Origin of the sequence: Dyella sp. (assembly GCF_036568765.1) — a bacterium.
Lineage (GTDB): Bacteria > Pseudomonadota > Gammaproteobacteria > Xanthomonadales > Rhodanobacteraceae > GSA-30.
This window is the reverse complement of the sequence record NZ_DATCRY010000239.1, coordinates 1-14,922: the sequence shown is the minus strand read 5'-3', so window position 1 is coordinate 14,922 and position 14,922 is coordinate 1. Positions and strand designations below refer to the sequence as shown.

The following is a 14,922-nucleotide window of genomic DNA, read 5'->3' as shown; positions in this document are numbered from 1 at the left end:
ACCCCGATAGTGCAACGACCGCTGCCAAGAAGATGCACGCAGGAGGAAAGCGTTTAGGGCGTTCCATGCTCATGCGTTGATGAAATAGGTGGTTTGACTGGGGACAAGCTGCGTACTGGCCGCGTTGCCGGCGTTTGTCATCGACAGATCGCCCAAGCGTGTCGCCGGCGCGCCCTGGATGAAATACTTCGTCGAGCCCTGCGATGGAACCAGACGCGAGGAATGTGTCCCCGATGCGATACCCAGCAACCCGCCCTGGCTGCTGGTAGCAGGGCGTATCGTGGCCATGTTCTGTTCGTTACCTCCACAGCAGAAATAATTGGCGACGTTCGGCAAGGCCTGCACGTTGGAAGATAGATTGGGGCCGGGCGCCGGCAGCATGGCTTCGATCGCCGCCAGGCTCATGCCGGCGGCATTGGTATTGGAGGCCGTCATGTCATCAACCCACGTGTACCTGGCCGCCATCCATGCGCAGCACGCCGTCCATGCGCACGCTGCCTACCCGGCCGCGTACGACGACGGCTTCATCGGCACGCTGATGCAGATGGTGCGCATGCGTGGCATCGACGCCACGGATCTGCCGTCGGACATCGCCTGCCTTGACCGACAGGCGGCCCGTGCGCAAGGCAAGCTGACGCGACACCCAGGACGACAGTGCGCCGATCAAGGTGAGGCGCGACGCGCGCAATGTCATCGCCCGAGCCGCTGTCAGTTCGAGAGAGCCCGCCTGTATGCGCAACGGCTGCGGCCCCATGTCGATCACCTGCTCGTCCTCGCCACGGCGGACCAGTATGTCCGTGACATAGTCGACACCGTCGTGATGAATGACACGAACGAGATCGCCGTCGTGTAATGCCAGCAAGCAGCTGGCGGCCTTCTTCACCGTGTCGGTCGGGCGATCGATCGCACGTGCCACCCCTGCGGCATCGATCGCCAAAGAGGTCACGCGCGGTCCCGACGCAGCCTTCGTCCATCGAGACCGATCCGCTGCAATGCATTTATCAGATAGCGCTTGGTTGAACATGCTGCCTCCTTGCTATGGGCGTCGGGTCTTTGGGGTCTACTTCGCTGCGATGGCGCTGGCGCCATGCATGGCTGGCTGCCAGCGCGGCGTCTTCGTCATCCAGCGGTGGGGCGGTCGGCATGTCTTCGCCGCGAAAGCCATGCCGACGCACGCCGGACGTATCCACGCCAGTGGCTTTGCAATCTTTCCACTGAGCGAAACGCCAATCGCTTCCAGCGAACCGGGTGTTGTCGAGCCGGCACGCGAGAAGCTGGCTACCACGCCAAGAGGTGCCAATAGCTTCGGCCCCGGCGAAATCGCAATCGATGAAAGCCGAGGCATCGAGGCGAGCGGACGCAAGCCGGGCGCCATCGAATCGAACGCGCCGGAATGTGGATTCGACGGCAAGCGCTTCGCATAGGTTGGCATGGCGAAGATCGGTGTCCAGAAGTCCACAGCGATGCCAGCGCAGTCGTCCCCAGGCAGGTGCACGTATCTCCAGCGCCTCCAGACGGACGTCGTGCCATGTTGCCAGGCCACCGTCGATATCGAGATAGCGCGTCTCGATCCAGTCGCCGCCGCCGATGACTTGCCGTTCGATTCTCGTGCCACGGAAACAGGCTTGTCGGGCGTGAGTGTCGAACCAAACCGTATCGAACAACCGTCCAAGCTCTACCGTCATGGCTACGCCATGACAGGCTTGGGCGGTCAGGAAGCTGGTCAAGCAGGCTTGCATGGCCAGTCCATCGAGACGGCATCGCAGCCATAACCATTGCTCCACGGCAGCGCCGATCAGCCGCGCATTGGCCAGGGAGACACTCGTCATGGTTACGTCATGCCAGGCCCCGCCTTCGATCGTGACGGCATCCAAGGCGCTTTCGAAAATGTCCAGGTCAGTGACCTGACAGTCGACGAAACATGCACCCTCAAGCCGGCACTGACGAAGCGTGCATGCGTCGATGACACAACGTTCGAATCGCGCCTGCCGAAGATCGCTGCGCAGCCAGTGCTCTCCGCGTAAGGTCCGGTCCACGAAGTGCGGGCCTTTGGGGCGCTTCCCTGTTGCTCCGTAACCGTTCAAGCGGCGCGCTCCGTCCATGGCCCCACGGGATACAAGCGCGCACCGTCCGTGAGGCATTGCTTCAATGGAAGACTGCCGCAGCCGGACAGGTCGGCACCGGTCAAGTCGCACTCGTCAAAATATGCGCCGGTCAGGCGGCAACCTTGCAGGGTCGCCTGTACGAAGCTGCAGATATCGAGCCTCGAGCGTGACAGATCGGCGCCGGCAGCCATGAGGCCCGGCGCGTCGCAATGCGACAGCCGGCTGTCTTCCATGTTGGCTTCGATAAGGCAGACATCGGTCAGGCGACATCGAACGAAATGCGAGAACGGCAGTTGCACGTGACGCCAACCGATGCGATCGAGCTCGCCATCTTCAAAAACAGCCTCGCGGAGCACCGCTTTCGGGTCGAATGTCAGGCAGGACAGGCCTCCGCCCCGCACAGTCACCCGTGTCCATCGCGCGGCGAGGAACGATGAGCGACCGATCTGGCATGCATGCAACGTCAGCTCGTCCCAGGGATGATTTTCGAAAACGCAGGTATCTACCAGGACCTCCCGCCATTGACACGCTCTCATTGCGCCACGCATGACAATCACGTCGTGTAGCGTGGTTCCATTCATTCGACAGGAACGCCAATCCGATGCCTCCATGAATACGTCGCTGACCTCCGAAGCGCTCAGATCGCAGCGATCCATCATCAGACGGCAGTTCGTACCGCCGCTCCATTTCAGTCGATGCAGACGCACCGAGCGCAATAAACTGTTTTCGAACTGACAGTCGCGCCAAAGCGTGGAATCGATATCCGCGTCTTCCCATCGGCACGCGACGAATCGGCAGTCCACGAAGCTCGAAGCACGAGCCGTACCCAGGCGACAACCTCGGAAGGTGACGTTCTCGAAATGCCGGTCCTCGAGCGTCTGGTCGGAGAAGTCGCGATCGACGAACACGGTACCGCGTATGTACCGCCCGGCAGGCCATGGGCTCGACTGCGACGCTGGACGGTCTATCCATGCGGGCTCTGCGCTGTCGTCGATCTTCGGCAATGCAGGTGCATCCGCCACGGCCCCCATCGCATCGCGCAGGGCGGCGTAGTGTTTCTGCACGCTTTGAGCATCCATAGGACCTGCCTTGTAACGCTGGGATTTTGGGTGGTCCTTTGTGGCGGTCACCGCATCCAGGCTCGCTCCCGCAGGCATGAGCTCGTCATCCAGCAGATGAGCAAGGCTCGTGGCATCGGCGTCGCGGCGCCGCGCTATATCGACAAGCGCTTCGATTTGCCGTGGCGCGTCAGCCCAGGCAACACTCGCAAGCAAAGTCGATATGGGCAAATCGGTGAGATGAGCTATCGGTAACCTTGCGTGAAATATCCCCACTGCAAGGGCCTGATCCGGAAAGAACCATAGCGTCCGGCATTGCGTCGCCAGCAACGTCGGCCGATCCCGGTTACGTAACCATGCGACTAATTGCACGGTCACCGCCGGCGTTTTTCCCTCGAAATCGCCGCCACTCACGCCGCTCAGGCGATAGTGTGTCGATATCGGCCAATGCGTTCCCTCTGCCCATTGATCGGGCGCGGCCATCTGCCAGTACGCCGCGTCCATGGTTTCCGGAATCCCGGGATAAACCTCTTCCAGATAGGCAGAACCGAAGGCTTCCGGGCCAGGCAGATAACGCTTCCGACCGGCGAATGTCGGTGGCACCGGAGTGGTCGCCGCCAGCGGCGCTTTCTCATACTTGCCGTCGGCCGACCTAAGCAGCAAGCGCGTCCGGCCATTGCTTGCGCCCTGCCCCAAGGGATTGTCCGCGCACGTTTCGCCGCCATAGGCCATGACATGGTCAAGCGGTACAGCTAACCCGTCATCGTCGCGCACGAGCATTTGCTTGCGTCGTCCAGCCACTTCCATGGACAACGCTCGCGCGCCTTTCGCCGCAGGCGCATGGCCGGCAAGCAACCACTCGGCCCGTAGCTTCGGCTCGACTGTGTCGAGCACGCGGTAGCTGATGGGCGAGGAATTCAAAGCGGCCCATATAGCTGGCTCGTGCGCGAATTGCAGTGGCCGGCCAAGATGCCAACCCACTGCCACCGCCAAGCCGAGGCTAGCCTCATGACCTATCTGGATCGCCTGGCGCAACACAATCGCCTGCTGTGGTCGAATCAAGCGCATCCACTTACTCCTGGCGCTCACCGCCGAAACAACCCAGCCGCCTGCGCAACAGCGTGGCGCTTGGATGAAGCCACCCGACGCGTCCCAACCTTGTCTGTCCAAAGCGCGCAACGGCTGCCGGGGAACGCGGGGTCGTCAGATCCACCTCGAATATCTTGCGCGCATCGAGATAGTCGTCCACGAGTATTCGCAGCTCTTCCGCCGCTTCACTGCCGACATACCATTGCCGGAGCGCGCGCGTGTCATCGATATGGACGTCCAGACGGATGCGGTGTTCGGCATCGAATCCGCGCTTGCCAAGCATGGCGCTGCCGAGACGTGGCGTCGCGTCGATATGGGAGGCTTCGACCGCTCCTGGAACGCTGGCGATCACGCGTGTATCTCGGCCCGATACCGCCGTCACCAGGCGGCCCAGGTCGCGAGCGCTGCGCGAAGTGCGCAGGTACAGACCGCCAAAGGCCATCCGCGCACGCTTGACTACCGCGTGTGAGTGCGGGCTCAAACCGGCGGCCGACGCGAGGCGAGCGGCAAAACGATCGTCGGCTCGCTCGTGGCTCGGTACTGGCGCAAGTTGCGACCAGGCGCGGTAGTAGTAGATGGCCGGTCGAGTAGTGAAAAGACTGGCGAAGTCCTCCAACACCGGCCCCGGGCCACCGATCTGCTGCTCGAGAGCGAGTTCGGTTGTGCTTATCGGCAATGGGCCGTATGGAGCAAACAAACCGAAATGACGAACCGTCAGTTCGAGGCAGGCCCCGTCAGGCAGGGCACGACGCTTCGCAGCGACGACTTCCCGCGGTGCGAAAGATAGCATTGCCGGTTGCTTGATACGCGCACGCAAGCCGCTCGCGCGGTCGTCCAGCAGATCCGCGCCGGCGGCTTCCATGTTTCGCAGCCAGCGGAACAGCCCGGCTGCCATCGGAGGCGACAGGTTTGCTGGCTGAGTCCAAACATTCATCCGCGAGCTTCCTCGATAGACAGCCGACCGTTCAAGCGGAGTGTGAGCGCACTGATTTCATTGATATCCAGGTACTCATCCAATGCGCGGCGCACCAAATAACCGAACAGCACCGCGCCGCCATCGGCGTGGCAACGTTCATCCACGTCCAGCGCCAAATGAACCCGGCGCAGCCATGTCAGGGGACCTGGTCCTGGACGGCGCTTGAAACTGAATGACACGGCGAGCGACGAGAGGCTTTGAATACGCCGGATGTCGCTGGGGTCGTCTTCACTGGCTAAACAGGAAAGCCAGGCCTGCACTGCTGCTGTGCACTGGCTGCTGTCTCGAAGTCGAAGAGGGTTGGCAGCAAGCAGCGACAACGCATTCCATGCTTGTTTTTTTCCGGGCACGGCACGCATGACGGAGGGTGCCTCGGCAAAACGGATCGATCGCGTGGGCAATGCACGATCGAGTGCCAATACGCCCTCCATCAATTGAGCCGGATCGAGGTCACGGTCGCATACTGCAGCTTCGACCATGGCTACGCGCAACGGCTCTTGTACCGCCGTGCCCGCCGGAACGCCGAGGCTGAGCATCACCATGCCCGGGTCATCGTCGCGACGGCGAACGGCATGCACATACCGGCCATCCGGCCGAATGCCATGCACCGCGGGGCATGCGTGCGATACGCCACCGGCATCGACCACGGTGACGTTTGCCAGATGGTGCACGGCATGCGCGCGAGGGCGCACGCGATCCACCGTCAGCGGATACTCGTTGCAGGACGGATCGATCGCTACCGGTTGGCAATGCTGCGCATAGAGATTGACCACCGGCACGACACATAGCGCCATGTCCGATGCTGTGATCGATCGTGTCGCGGTGGAGGTTGCGACGGACAGGGCTATGGCAATCTCGAGCACGCCGCCCGCCGCCGCAATGCATGCCGCCTTTGGCAGCGGGACTTCGAGGCCAAGGAACAAGCGAGGGTGGGCAAAGTACTCACGAAGGAGGCGGGTTCCCGGCAGCTCGCCCAGCGCGCAGGGGAGCAAGTGTTCGTCGCCCAGACCGGGAATTCGAGGTGGTTCCCTTGTTCGATGGACACCGCCACCTTCCATCGACGATGCCAGCGTAACGACATGTCCGGTCGTCAAAGCTGCGAGCAGCTCATGCGCCGCTACCGTCGATCCCACCAGGTGCAATGGGAGGTTCGACAGTTGCGCAGCGAGATCGGGTGAAAGCTGCTGCATGCCTATACGCAGATGCAGGAAGGAAACGGCTCCTTCAGGCAGCTGCATGTCCTGGCTCAGCCAGGGTGGCGCCGTGCTGGAGTGCACGGCGCTTTCGACCTCGATCGGCCAGAGGCGTACATCGCTTCCGCTCACGAAAGTGACCGCACGGCCAGCATGAGTGCCCACGCGTGACCAGAGCTTCGCGCCGCGCGGGAGAATGGGCGCCTGACGGACCAGGGGAGAAGCCATGTCAGGTTCGAGCACCACCCGCGCCATGGACGGCGTAGGTGTATCCCAATGCGGTGCCAGCCGCGATAGCATCTGCGCGGCAAATGTAGCTTGTTCTAGCTCGAGGCGCTGATGTACTCGTGTTGTCAGGAACGCCGTGCCTTCGAGCAGACGTTCGATGAAAGGATCGACGGCACCGCGCGTCGATAATCCCAGCTCACCGGCTACCTGAGGGTGAGCTGCGGCAAACCGCTGCCCTTCCTCACGAAGAAAACGCAGCTCTTCGTCGTAACGTGCGAGGAAATCGTGCGAATAGGCCGCTTCGGTCATGTCCAGACCTGCGCGTTACTTTGCGAGCTGTCCAGCGCGACGCGAAAGGTCAGTGTGCCGTGCCACGGTGGCATAAGCTCGCCTTCGACATCGAACTGAATGGCACGGATCTTCCGATCGCGTGCGTCGACAACAGGAACGACGCGAATCGTCGACGGAAGCAGCCGCTGTTCGAACGTCGTCAAGATCCTGTAGAGCTGATTGGCCCATGACCATGCTCCCGCGTAGTGCGCCGAGAGCGATGCCATGGGAGGCAGACCATGGTTCAGGACGCTTTCGGCCAGGTGAGGCCTGCCTTCGCAAGCTAGACGACCCGATCGCATGCTGTCGTTGAGTAGCGCTTCGATGTCGCAGAGGATGGCGTCCCGCCAACGTCCTGGCCTGGCTACAAGACCGCGCAGATGCTCGGTCGGAAACCTGGGAACCCGAGAGCCAGTGTGATTCCTCGCCATATTTGTACTCCTTGGCGAAACGCCGTCCATGCATCGGTTCCTGCGTTACTCAGCTGACTTCGTGGGCTTTGAGGTCATAACCCGCCTTGATCGGTGCGCCCATGGAGCCATCGGGGTTCTGCTCCATATATTCGAACTCGATCTTGGCGAAGTTCAGGCAAATGACATCGGTAGGCACTACATGATCGCTATCCGGATCGCTGCGGCCGAAGTCGGAGTCCACGTTACCCATCGTGCGGTAAGAGGAAACCAGCACGTCCTCGAAACTGACCTTGAGAAACGGCTTCTGACCATTGCCCGATTTGCGACATACAAGCTGTGCCTTCTTGATGTGCTCGCCGGTGGCGCACATCTTGAACAATTTCGGCGAAGCCTTGTTCGTCCTCATACGGAACTCGAAATCCTTCATCTGTACCTTGCCTGCGCCGCCACCGCCGCCTTGCGACCAGGTACCTGCGTTCTCCTCCGCCCAATGCCAAGCTGCGAGCTGGATCCAGCCCACATGATCTTTCACGGCCGATTCGCCTTCCACTCCCTGGATCTGCAGAAAATAATCAACTTGTGCTGCCACGTCTTAACTCCTTGTATGTGCGGTGCTAGCGACCACCGTCGACCGGTGACGGTAGTTTCGATACCAAGCGCAAGGACACGGTCATGCCCTCGAGCTGGTAATGGGGACGCAGGAAGAACTGCGCACGGTAGTAGCCTGGCTTTCCCTCGATCTCTTCCACTTTTACTTCAGCGGCCGAAAGCGGGCGCCGAGCTTTGGTGGACTCGCTGGAAATAGTCGGATCGCCATCGACGTAGTTCATCAACCAGTCGTTGAGCCACGTCTGGGTCTCCTGCCGCGACTTGAACGAACCGACCTTGTCCCTGACGATGCACTTGAGGTAGTGCGCGAATCGACAGGAAGCAAACACGTACGGCAGACGCGAGGACAGCTCGGCATTGGCCGTCGCATCCGGATTGTCGTAGATCGCTGGCTCATGCAGCGTACGCGCACCGATGAATGCCGCAAAATCGGAGTTCTTGCGGTAGACCAACGGCATGAAACCCGCATCCGACAGCTCGTGCTCGCGCCGATCGGAGATGGCCGTCTCGGTGGGACATGTCATTGCCACGCCCCCTTGGTCCGAAGGAAAGATATACGTGGGTAGATCTTCCACGGCACCGCCCGATTCGATACCGCGGATTCGCGTACACCATCCGTGATCGCGGAATGCCCGATTGATATTGACCGCCATGGCATAAGACGCATTGAGCCAGCAAAAGTCATCGGTGCCGGTTCCATCTACGCGTTCTTCGAAAGCGAAATCTTCGACCGGCATGGTTGCCTCGCCGTATGGCAGGCGACCGAGGAAGCGCGGCATGGTCAGCGCCAGATAGCGTGAGTCGCTCGATTGGCGCAATCTGCGCCAGGCCGCATATTCGGGAGTCGCGAAGATCTTGCCGATATCGCGCGGATTCCCCAGCTCGTCCCAGCCGTTCATCTGCATGACGCTTGGCGAGGCGGCAGCGATCATCGGGCAATGCGCCGCTGCGGCAATCTTTGCCATTTCCGTCAATGTCGTAACGTCGTTGGCACTATGGTCGAACTCGAAATCTGCCACGAGGCAACCGAACGGTTCGCCGCCGAACTGGCCGAACTCGTGCTCGTAGATTTTTTTGAAGAGCGGGCTTTGATCCCAGGCCGCGCCACGGTAGCGGCGCAATGACTGGCCGAGTTCGGCACGCGAGATATTCATGACACGCACTTTCATCGTTTCGTCCGCCTCGGTATGCGAAACGAGATAGTGCAGGCCTCGCCATGTTCGCTCGAGTTGCTGAAAGCGGGGATGATGGAGCACTTGGTTCAACTGCTGTGACAGCAGCGCGTCGATCTCGGCAATCATCAGCTGCACAGTCTGGATGGTATCGGTACCCACGCGCGGGGATCCGTCGCCGGCAAACTCGGCAAGGGTGCGCACCGCACGCTGTACGGCCAACGTAGCTTCGTCGGTACGGGGACGGAAGGTGCGGGAGAGGAGGCCATCGAGGCTTTTCTCCTCTTCCAGGCAAAGCGGAGCCGTACCGTTCTGCGCTGCCGATATCGGTTGAAACATGGGTTCGCTCATTGGCCACGCTCCGTCTGATCTTCGTCCGACAGCGCGTCGATATCCGAAGCAAGTCGACGCAGCTGACCCGGGTTCTCGAGCAGCGCTCGAATAGCCTCCTCGGCCTGGACTTTGCCGTCCATGTAGGTCACCAGTTGTGTCAACTGCTCGCGTGCTTGCAGCAACCGGGCGAGGGAGGGAATACGCCTTGCCAAGGCTCCCGGAGAGAAGTCGTCCATGGACTGAAAGCTAAGATCGACCGCCGTGCTCTGACCGTCGCCGGCAAGGGTGTCGTCTACGGTAACCCGAATCCTTGGGGCAATGCCCGCCATGTATTGATCGAAATTATCGATATCCACCTGCGAGAAGCCGCGCTCCTCGAGCGAAGGCAACGGTTCGTCGCGGTCGCCCGACAGATCGGCCAATACACCTGTAACGAAGGGGAGGTTGACTCGCTTTTGTGACCCGTAGATCTCCACGTCATATTCGATCTGTACGCGTGGGGCGTTATTACGCGCGAGATATTTCTGGCTGCTTTCCTTCATCCTTGTGCATCCCGATGGTTGCCGAAGATGGTTCCCAGGCCGTCGCTGGCATGGGGTATGAGTTCTTCGACGAGCTGTAGAAAGTCCATGCTCATGCTGCGGCGCACCCGGCCGAGCAACAGTGATGCCGGATGCCCCGGCTCGTTTCGCCGAAACCATTCGATGAGTTCATCGATCCGGCACGCTACCGCAGCGCGATCTATATGGCTGTGTTGAATAGGCGCATGTTCTTCGTAGCGTTCGTCCTTGCTTGCAGGTATGTGGGGCGACGCCGGTCGCGACGCCGCATGAAGTAGCCGCTGTGTCGCGCCGGTATCTAACTGAAAGTCCGGATCGATGGCGTTTACTGCGCGCTCAATCGCGTCCAACGCCTCAATCGACTGACCGATTCGGAGCAGGTCATGGGCGCTGAGGGGCTGGATGGCTCGCTGCGCGTCGTCGCGCAGAGCAGCACTCGATATATCGAGTTGTATCGCGTCAAGCTCCAGCTTGCCGATCCGGTGTGTCGCTTCAGGCAGGCCGAGCCACGCCAATGCCAGTGCCGGACTATCCGACTCTTCGGCATCGACTCGCATGCTGTCCGCCCGGTTCGCCACTAGCGTGGCGATGCATTCGAGGCCTTTTGCCAAGCCATCCAGACCCGCTGTTTCGACCAGCGCGCGCATCGACCATAACGCTACGCGCAAGTCTGGCCTTTCAGTTAGAAGCTGCGCCGCAGCGGCAACGATGGCTGGCCAGGTAAGTCGTTGATGTCTGGTATCGGCGTCCGGGTCCAGCGAGTCGAGGGCATCGAATGTATCTTCGATGGCTACGTAACGCTCGTCATGCTCAATGACGCTGATGGCCTGATCCTTGGACACGGGGAATCCTTTCGATTATTCGCTATCGCTAGTTCTTGCTCTGCATGCCGCGCGTTTTGCTCTCCATGCCGGCCGACGATGACTTGGTGCCGGCTTTTTTGAGATCCACGCCTGTCGTGCCGTGACTCATGCCCGTCATGCTCCGTGAAAAGCCGGTCACGGATTGCGACGACCCGGTGGCAGACATGCTGGACCCGGTGACCGAGACGGAGCTGCCGGTCATGCCAATCGATGATGTAACGATCGACATGTTCTGGCCGGTTATTGAGGTACTGACGCCGGTTATCGAGCTTGAAACACCGGTTATCGAAGCTCCTACGCCCCTTACCGACGAACCGACACCCGTAAAATTGGTACTGAGCTCATTGATGGAAAATGACGTTCCTGTCCAGGATGTGCTGCTTGCTGTACGTGTCAGCTTTTTGTCCACCGTGCGAGTGAGCTTCGGCACGTTGGTGGTCATGCTCCGCCCTACGTTCAATTGACGATCCTTGCCGATCGTCAGCGATTGGTTCTGCTCTACGTTGGTTTTCATATCGCGGCCGACGTCTGTTTGTCGGTCCTTGCCTACGGTCAATGACTGATTTTGTTCAACGCTGGTTGTCATGTCCCGTTCGGCGTGGAGCTTCAACAATTCTTCGCCACGCGCATCGTCGAAAATAATCGAGCTCGCTTCCGAAGGCTGTCCATCGGCCAACGATCGGGAGACAAACCCGCTCTGGCTGGCTTGTGCGGGTAGGTCGAAAGGAGGTGGGTTTTCGGCGTTGTAGACCGTTGCGGTGACGATAGGTCGGTCGATATCGCCTTCAACGAAGCCCACCAATACTTCCTGACCTACGCGTGGCAGCATCAGGCTTCCCCAGCCTTTGCCCGCCCACTGTTGTGCTACGCGCATCCAACAGGAAGCGTCTTCCTCGGTATCGTGTTCGTTATCCCAATGGAAGCGCACGCGTACACGCGCCAGTGCATCCGTGTGGACCTCGACACCAGGTGGGCCGACCACGACAGCGCCCTGCAGACTGGGTGCCTGCGGCTTTGCGGTAGTACAAGGCGGCTTGAACGCGACGGCTTCGTCCAAGGCCTCGAATTGGCATCGCATCGTGAATCCGCTACCCGTGCTGTCCGGTCCATCCGCAGTGAAGAAGGCCTCGACGGCAATGAGGTTATAGATGCGATCCCGATCCGAGTCGGGATGGCCCTGTAACTGGAAGCTTCTCCCCGCGTCGAGCGTTGGGAGGTTCGCGCGGCCTTTGGCGACGCTGGCCTGCCCTGTGACAGCCTCTTGACGCAGGCGCGCGCGTGCCGCGCCTTGCTCGGGTGTCGTATGACCGGATGTATCGATATACCAGCTACCCCGGTCGCCTTCGCCATGGCTTGCCTGCAGTTTCGCGACCGGGTTGTGATAGTCGTAGTCGTTGACCAGCGTCTGTTGGGGCACCAGGCTACGTTTGCGATCCAGCACTTGAATCCCTGGACGCAGGATGCGGCCTTCTTCGTCGTCCGGCCGATACCGTACGACGCTCTGCTCATCCTTCAGTGGGGGAAACTGCTCGCTATCGCAGAAGACGATGGTATGTGTATCGGACTCGTGGTCGATACGGTAGTAAATGCCTGCTTCTTCGAGCAGGCGATGACAGAAGTCGTAATCGGTTTCGCGGTACTGAACGCGGTAGACGTGCCGCTCGTAGGTGCCCGAGAGTTCGAGGCGGATCTGCGCCGAAGGGCAATCTTTCATCGCGGCTTGGACGATGTCCGGGATGCTCATGTCCTGGAAGATGCGGCAACGTCGCGTAAGGCGCAGCAAGCTCCACCAGCTCGATAGCTCCAGCCGATAGACCGGTTTGCCATGTCGCCAGCCCGCCTCGTTGCATGTCACGAGGATACCGTGCAAATCGCGACGAAAGCCGGCGGTATCGCGAAGGGTCAACGACATGGGCGTTCCCGGCAAGGCGAGGCTGTCGAAACAGCTTCCCGACGCGACGACGTGGGCTACGACGGATCCCGGCGACATGAGCGAGAACGTATAGGTGCAATCGAGCACTGTCAGCGCACAGGCATGGCCTTTCGTTTCTAGATTGAGGTAGTACATAAATGCCATCCAATCTGTCTGCAGTCAGACTATGTGTCTAACGCATGAGTAGATTCTCGCGGCAAAGGCCTCGCCTTGCTGTCAAATGTTTCCGGACATTTTGTAGGGAGGGGCTTACGGTGAATTCACAGCGATAGCGTGCCCTGGCCCTCGGCGTCTCGGCGACAGGAGGAAGGACTGTATAGCTCCGACGTGGGCCCTATTCGGTTTTCGCTCGACTGCCTGGCGCTCGCCACGGCATCCACGACTAAAGTTTTTCCCCGATAGGCATCATCGGACCATTCGGTGAGGTATAAATGGCGCCATGTCCGATGTCTTAATCGCTGACGATCACCCCTTGTTTCGCGACGCGCTGGAGCGCGCCGTGCGTGCCGCCATTCCCCGTGCCCAAGTTCATAGCGCCGACAATGTGCCGAGCCTGCTGGAGCTGATCGAGCGTTACTCCGAGGCTGAATTGCTGCTGTTGGACCTGCACATGCCTGGCGCGCGGGGCTACTCGGCGCTGGCGCATATCCGGGGCCAGTACCCGGGCCTGCCGACCATCGTGGTTTCCGGCCATGAAGAGGCCCAGGTAGCTCGCCGGGCCATTGCGCACGGCGCTTCGGCGTATATCCCCAAGTCGACCTCGGGCGAGGACATCATCACGGCGATCGGCTGTGTTCTCGACGGTGACGTGTGGCTGCCCCATCGCCTGATGGGAGGCGGCGAGGCCGTACTCAAGCCTGCTGAGGCCGATGTCGCGGCACGCATTGCGTCGCTTACACCGCAGCAGTTTCGGGTACTGACCATGATCGCCGAAGGTCTGCTCAATAAGCAGATCGCGTACGACCTGGGTGTCTCCGAGGCTACGGTAAAGGCGCACATGACCGCGATCATGCGCAAGCTCGGCGTGAACAACCGCACCCAGGTCGCGTTAGCGGCCGGGCATCTGGCGGTCGACAACACGGCCATGCCACCGATTCCCGAAGAATCGGACAGCTGAGCGGCTTACCGCGTCAGGCTTGTGCAGCCACGTCGCGCTTTCGTAACAAGGCGCCGAGCAGGGCGCGCAGGGCTGCCGGGCGAATCGGCTTGTGCAGCAGGGGATAGCCCAGGGCACGTGTCTGCTGCTTGAGCTCGCTGCTGCCGTCCGCGGTAATCAATGCGACGGGCGGAAACGGTACGATCTGATCGCGCAGGTGCGCAATGGCCTGCAGGCCATCCATGTCGTCGGTCAGGTGATAGTCGGCCAGGATCAGGTCGATCGCACCTTTGCGCAGTTCGTTGAGCGCTTGCGACACATCGACCGCCGTACGGCAGTCCACGCCCCAGCGCTGCAGTAGCGCGCGCATGCCTTCCAGGATCGAGACATCGTTGTCCAGGCACAGTACCGTCAGTGGCAGCTCCTCGAGTGAGACCACCTGCCTCACGGTGCGCCGTCGAGCGACGGAGGTCTGTGAACGCGGCAGCATGACCGAGAACCGGCTGCCATGCCCGAGCCGCGAGGCTAACGATAAGCGATGACCGAGGATGCCAGCGATGCGTTCGCAGATCGACAGGCCAAGGCCAAGGCCTTTCTCGCCCCATGGCGACGGTCGTTCGAGGCGCTGGAATTCTCCGAAGATGCGCGCCTGCTGCTCGCCGGCAATCCCCGGACCGGTATCGCAGACATCGATGCGGACCTGATCGCCGACGCGACGCGCGCCGAGTAATACGCCGCCGCTCTCTGTGTAGCGCAATGCATTGGAAACGAAGTTTTGCACAATGCGGCGCAGCAGTTGCGGATCGCTGCGCACAGCCAGTTGCGTTGGCACGACACGAAGGCGCAGTCCACGCTGCTCGGCCAGCACGGCGAATTGTGCGCGCAGCGAATCGAAGATATCGGCGAGCGCGAACAAGCCCACGTCCGGCTGATAGCTTCCCGCATCGAGGCGCGACGTGTCGAG

The 14,922-nt window shown here is 60.8% G+C and carries 15 protein-coding genes and 1 pseudogene; 2 read left to right on the top strand and 14 right to left on the bottom strand.

The window, feature by feature from the left end:
• Positions 1-69: 69 nt before the first annotated feature.
• The 3 genes from VIM98_RS16145 to VIM98_RS16135 are packed head-to-tail and all read right to left on the bottom strand — an operon-like array spanning position 70 to position 1,829.
• Positions 70-435, bottom strand: coding sequence for a PAAR-like domain-containing protein (locus VIM98_RS16145; protein ID WP_331994135.1), 366 nt, complete (start codon positions 433-435; stop codon positions 70-72).
• 4 nt (positions 436-439) lie between these two features.
• Positions 440-946, bottom strand: coding sequence for a DUF3540 domain-containing protein (locus VIM98_RS16140; protein ID WP_331994134.1), 507 nt, complete (start codon positions 944-946; stop codon positions 440-442).
• 55 nt (positions 947-1,001) lie between these two features.
• Positions 1,002-1,829 (bottom strand): pentapeptide repeat-containing protein, encoded by an 828-nt coding sequence (locus VIM98_RS16135; protein WP_331994133.1) that lies wholly within the window; start codon positions 1,827-1,829, stop codon positions 1,002-1,004.
• 9 nt (positions 1,830-1,838) lie between these two features.
• Here VIM98_RS16135 and VIM98_RS16130 point away from each other — a divergent pair, with 9 nt between their 5' ends.
• A complete protein-coding gene (locus VIM98_RS16130; protein WP_331994132.1) occupies positions 1,839-2,024 on the top strand; it encodes a hypothetical protein in 186 nt (61 codons plus the stop codon).
• Here the strand turns inward: VIM98_RS16130 and VIM98_RS20685 are convergent.
• The 10 genes and pseudogenes from VIM98_RS20685 to VIM98_RS16085 all read right to left on the bottom strand — a co-directional run.
• A pseudogene (locus VIM98_RS20685) lies at positions 1,950-2,102 on the bottom strand (hypothetical protein); the annotation flags it as partial. The gene VIM98_RS16130 and the pseudogene VIM98_RS20685 overlap by 75 nt on opposite strands.
• Positions 2,081-4,231: a DUF2169 family type VI secretion system accessory protein gene (locus VIM98_RS16125; RefSeq protein ID WP_331994131.1), complete on the bottom strand. Its 2,151-nt coding sequence runs from the start codon at positions 4,229-4,231 to the stop codon at positions 2,081-2,083. The pseudogene VIM98_RS20685 and the gene VIM98_RS16125, both read right to left, overlap by 22 nt.
• Before the next feature lie 4 nt (positions 4,232-4,235).
• A complete protein-coding gene (locus tag VIM98_RS16120; RefSeq protein ID WP_331994130.1) occupies positions 4,236-5,186 on the bottom strand; it encodes a type VI secretion system baseplate subunit TssG in 951 nt (316 codons plus the stop codon).
• Entirely contained in the window at positions 5,183-6,958 is a 1,776-nt protein-coding gene (gene tssF / locus VIM98_RS16115) for a type VI secretion system baseplate subunit TssF (protein ID WP_331994129.1), read from the bottom strand. Before tssF ends, VIM98_RS16120 begins: the two co-directional genes overlap by 4 nt.
• Entirely contained in the window at positions 6,955-7,410 is a 456-nt protein-coding gene (locus tag VIM98_RS16110) for a type VI secretion system baseplate subunit TssE (RefSeq protein WP_331994128.1), read from the bottom strand. The genes tssF and VIM98_RS16110 overlap by 4 nt, the downstream gene beginning before the upstream one ends.
• Before the next feature lie 49 nt (positions 7,411-7,459).
• Complete coding sequence (locus VIM98_RS16105; RefSeq protein WP_331994127.1) at positions 7,460-7,981, bottom strand: type VI secretion system tube protein Hcp; 522 nt, start codon at positions 7,979-7,981, stop codon at positions 7,460-7,462.
• Between the two features lie 25 nt (positions 7,982-8,006).
• Positions 8,007-9,500, bottom strand: coding sequence for a type VI secretion system contractile sheath large subunit (gene tssC / locus VIM98_RS16100; protein WP_414650232.1), 1,494 nt, complete (start codon positions 9,498-9,500; stop codon positions 8,007-8,009).
• A gap of 20 nt (positions 9,501-9,520) precedes the next feature.
• Positions 9,521-10,048 carry a type VI secretion system contractile sheath small subunit gene (gene tssB, locus VIM98_RS16095; RefSeq protein WP_331994125.1) on the bottom strand — a complete coding sequence of 176 codons (528 nt, stop codon included), beginning with the start codon at positions 10,046-10,048 and terminating at the stop codon, positions 9,521-9,523.
• Positions 10,045-10,908: an ImpA family type VI secretion system protein gene (locus VIM98_RS16090; RefSeq protein WP_331994124.1), complete on the bottom strand. Its 864-nt coding sequence runs from the start codon at positions 10,906-10,908 to the stop codon at positions 10,045-10,047. The genes tssB and VIM98_RS16090 overlap by 4 nt, the downstream gene beginning before the upstream one ends.
• Positions 10,909-10,936: 28 nt before the next feature.
• Positions 10,937-12,997, bottom strand: coding sequence for a type VI secretion system Vgr family protein (locus VIM98_RS16085; protein ID WP_331994123.1), 2,061 nt, complete (start codon positions 12,995-12,997; stop codon positions 10,937-10,939).
• Between the two features lie 304 nt (positions 12,998-13,301).
• Between VIM98_RS16085 and VIM98_RS16080 the strand changes: the two genes are divergently transcribed.
• The gene (locus VIM98_RS16080; protein WP_331994122.1) at positions 13,302-13,979 is read left to right on the top strand and encodes a response regulator transcription factor; all 678 of its coding nucleotides are present in this window, start codon (positions 13,302-13,304) and stop codon (positions 13,977-13,979) included.
• Positions 13,980-13,992: 13 nt separating this feature from the next.
• Here the strand turns inward: VIM98_RS16080 and VIM98_RS16075 are convergent.
• Positions 13,993-14,922, bottom strand: a 930-nt coding sequence (locus VIM98_RS16075) for a hybrid sensor histidine kinase/response regulator (protein WP_331994121.1), incomplete at its 5' end; no start/stop codon positions are given.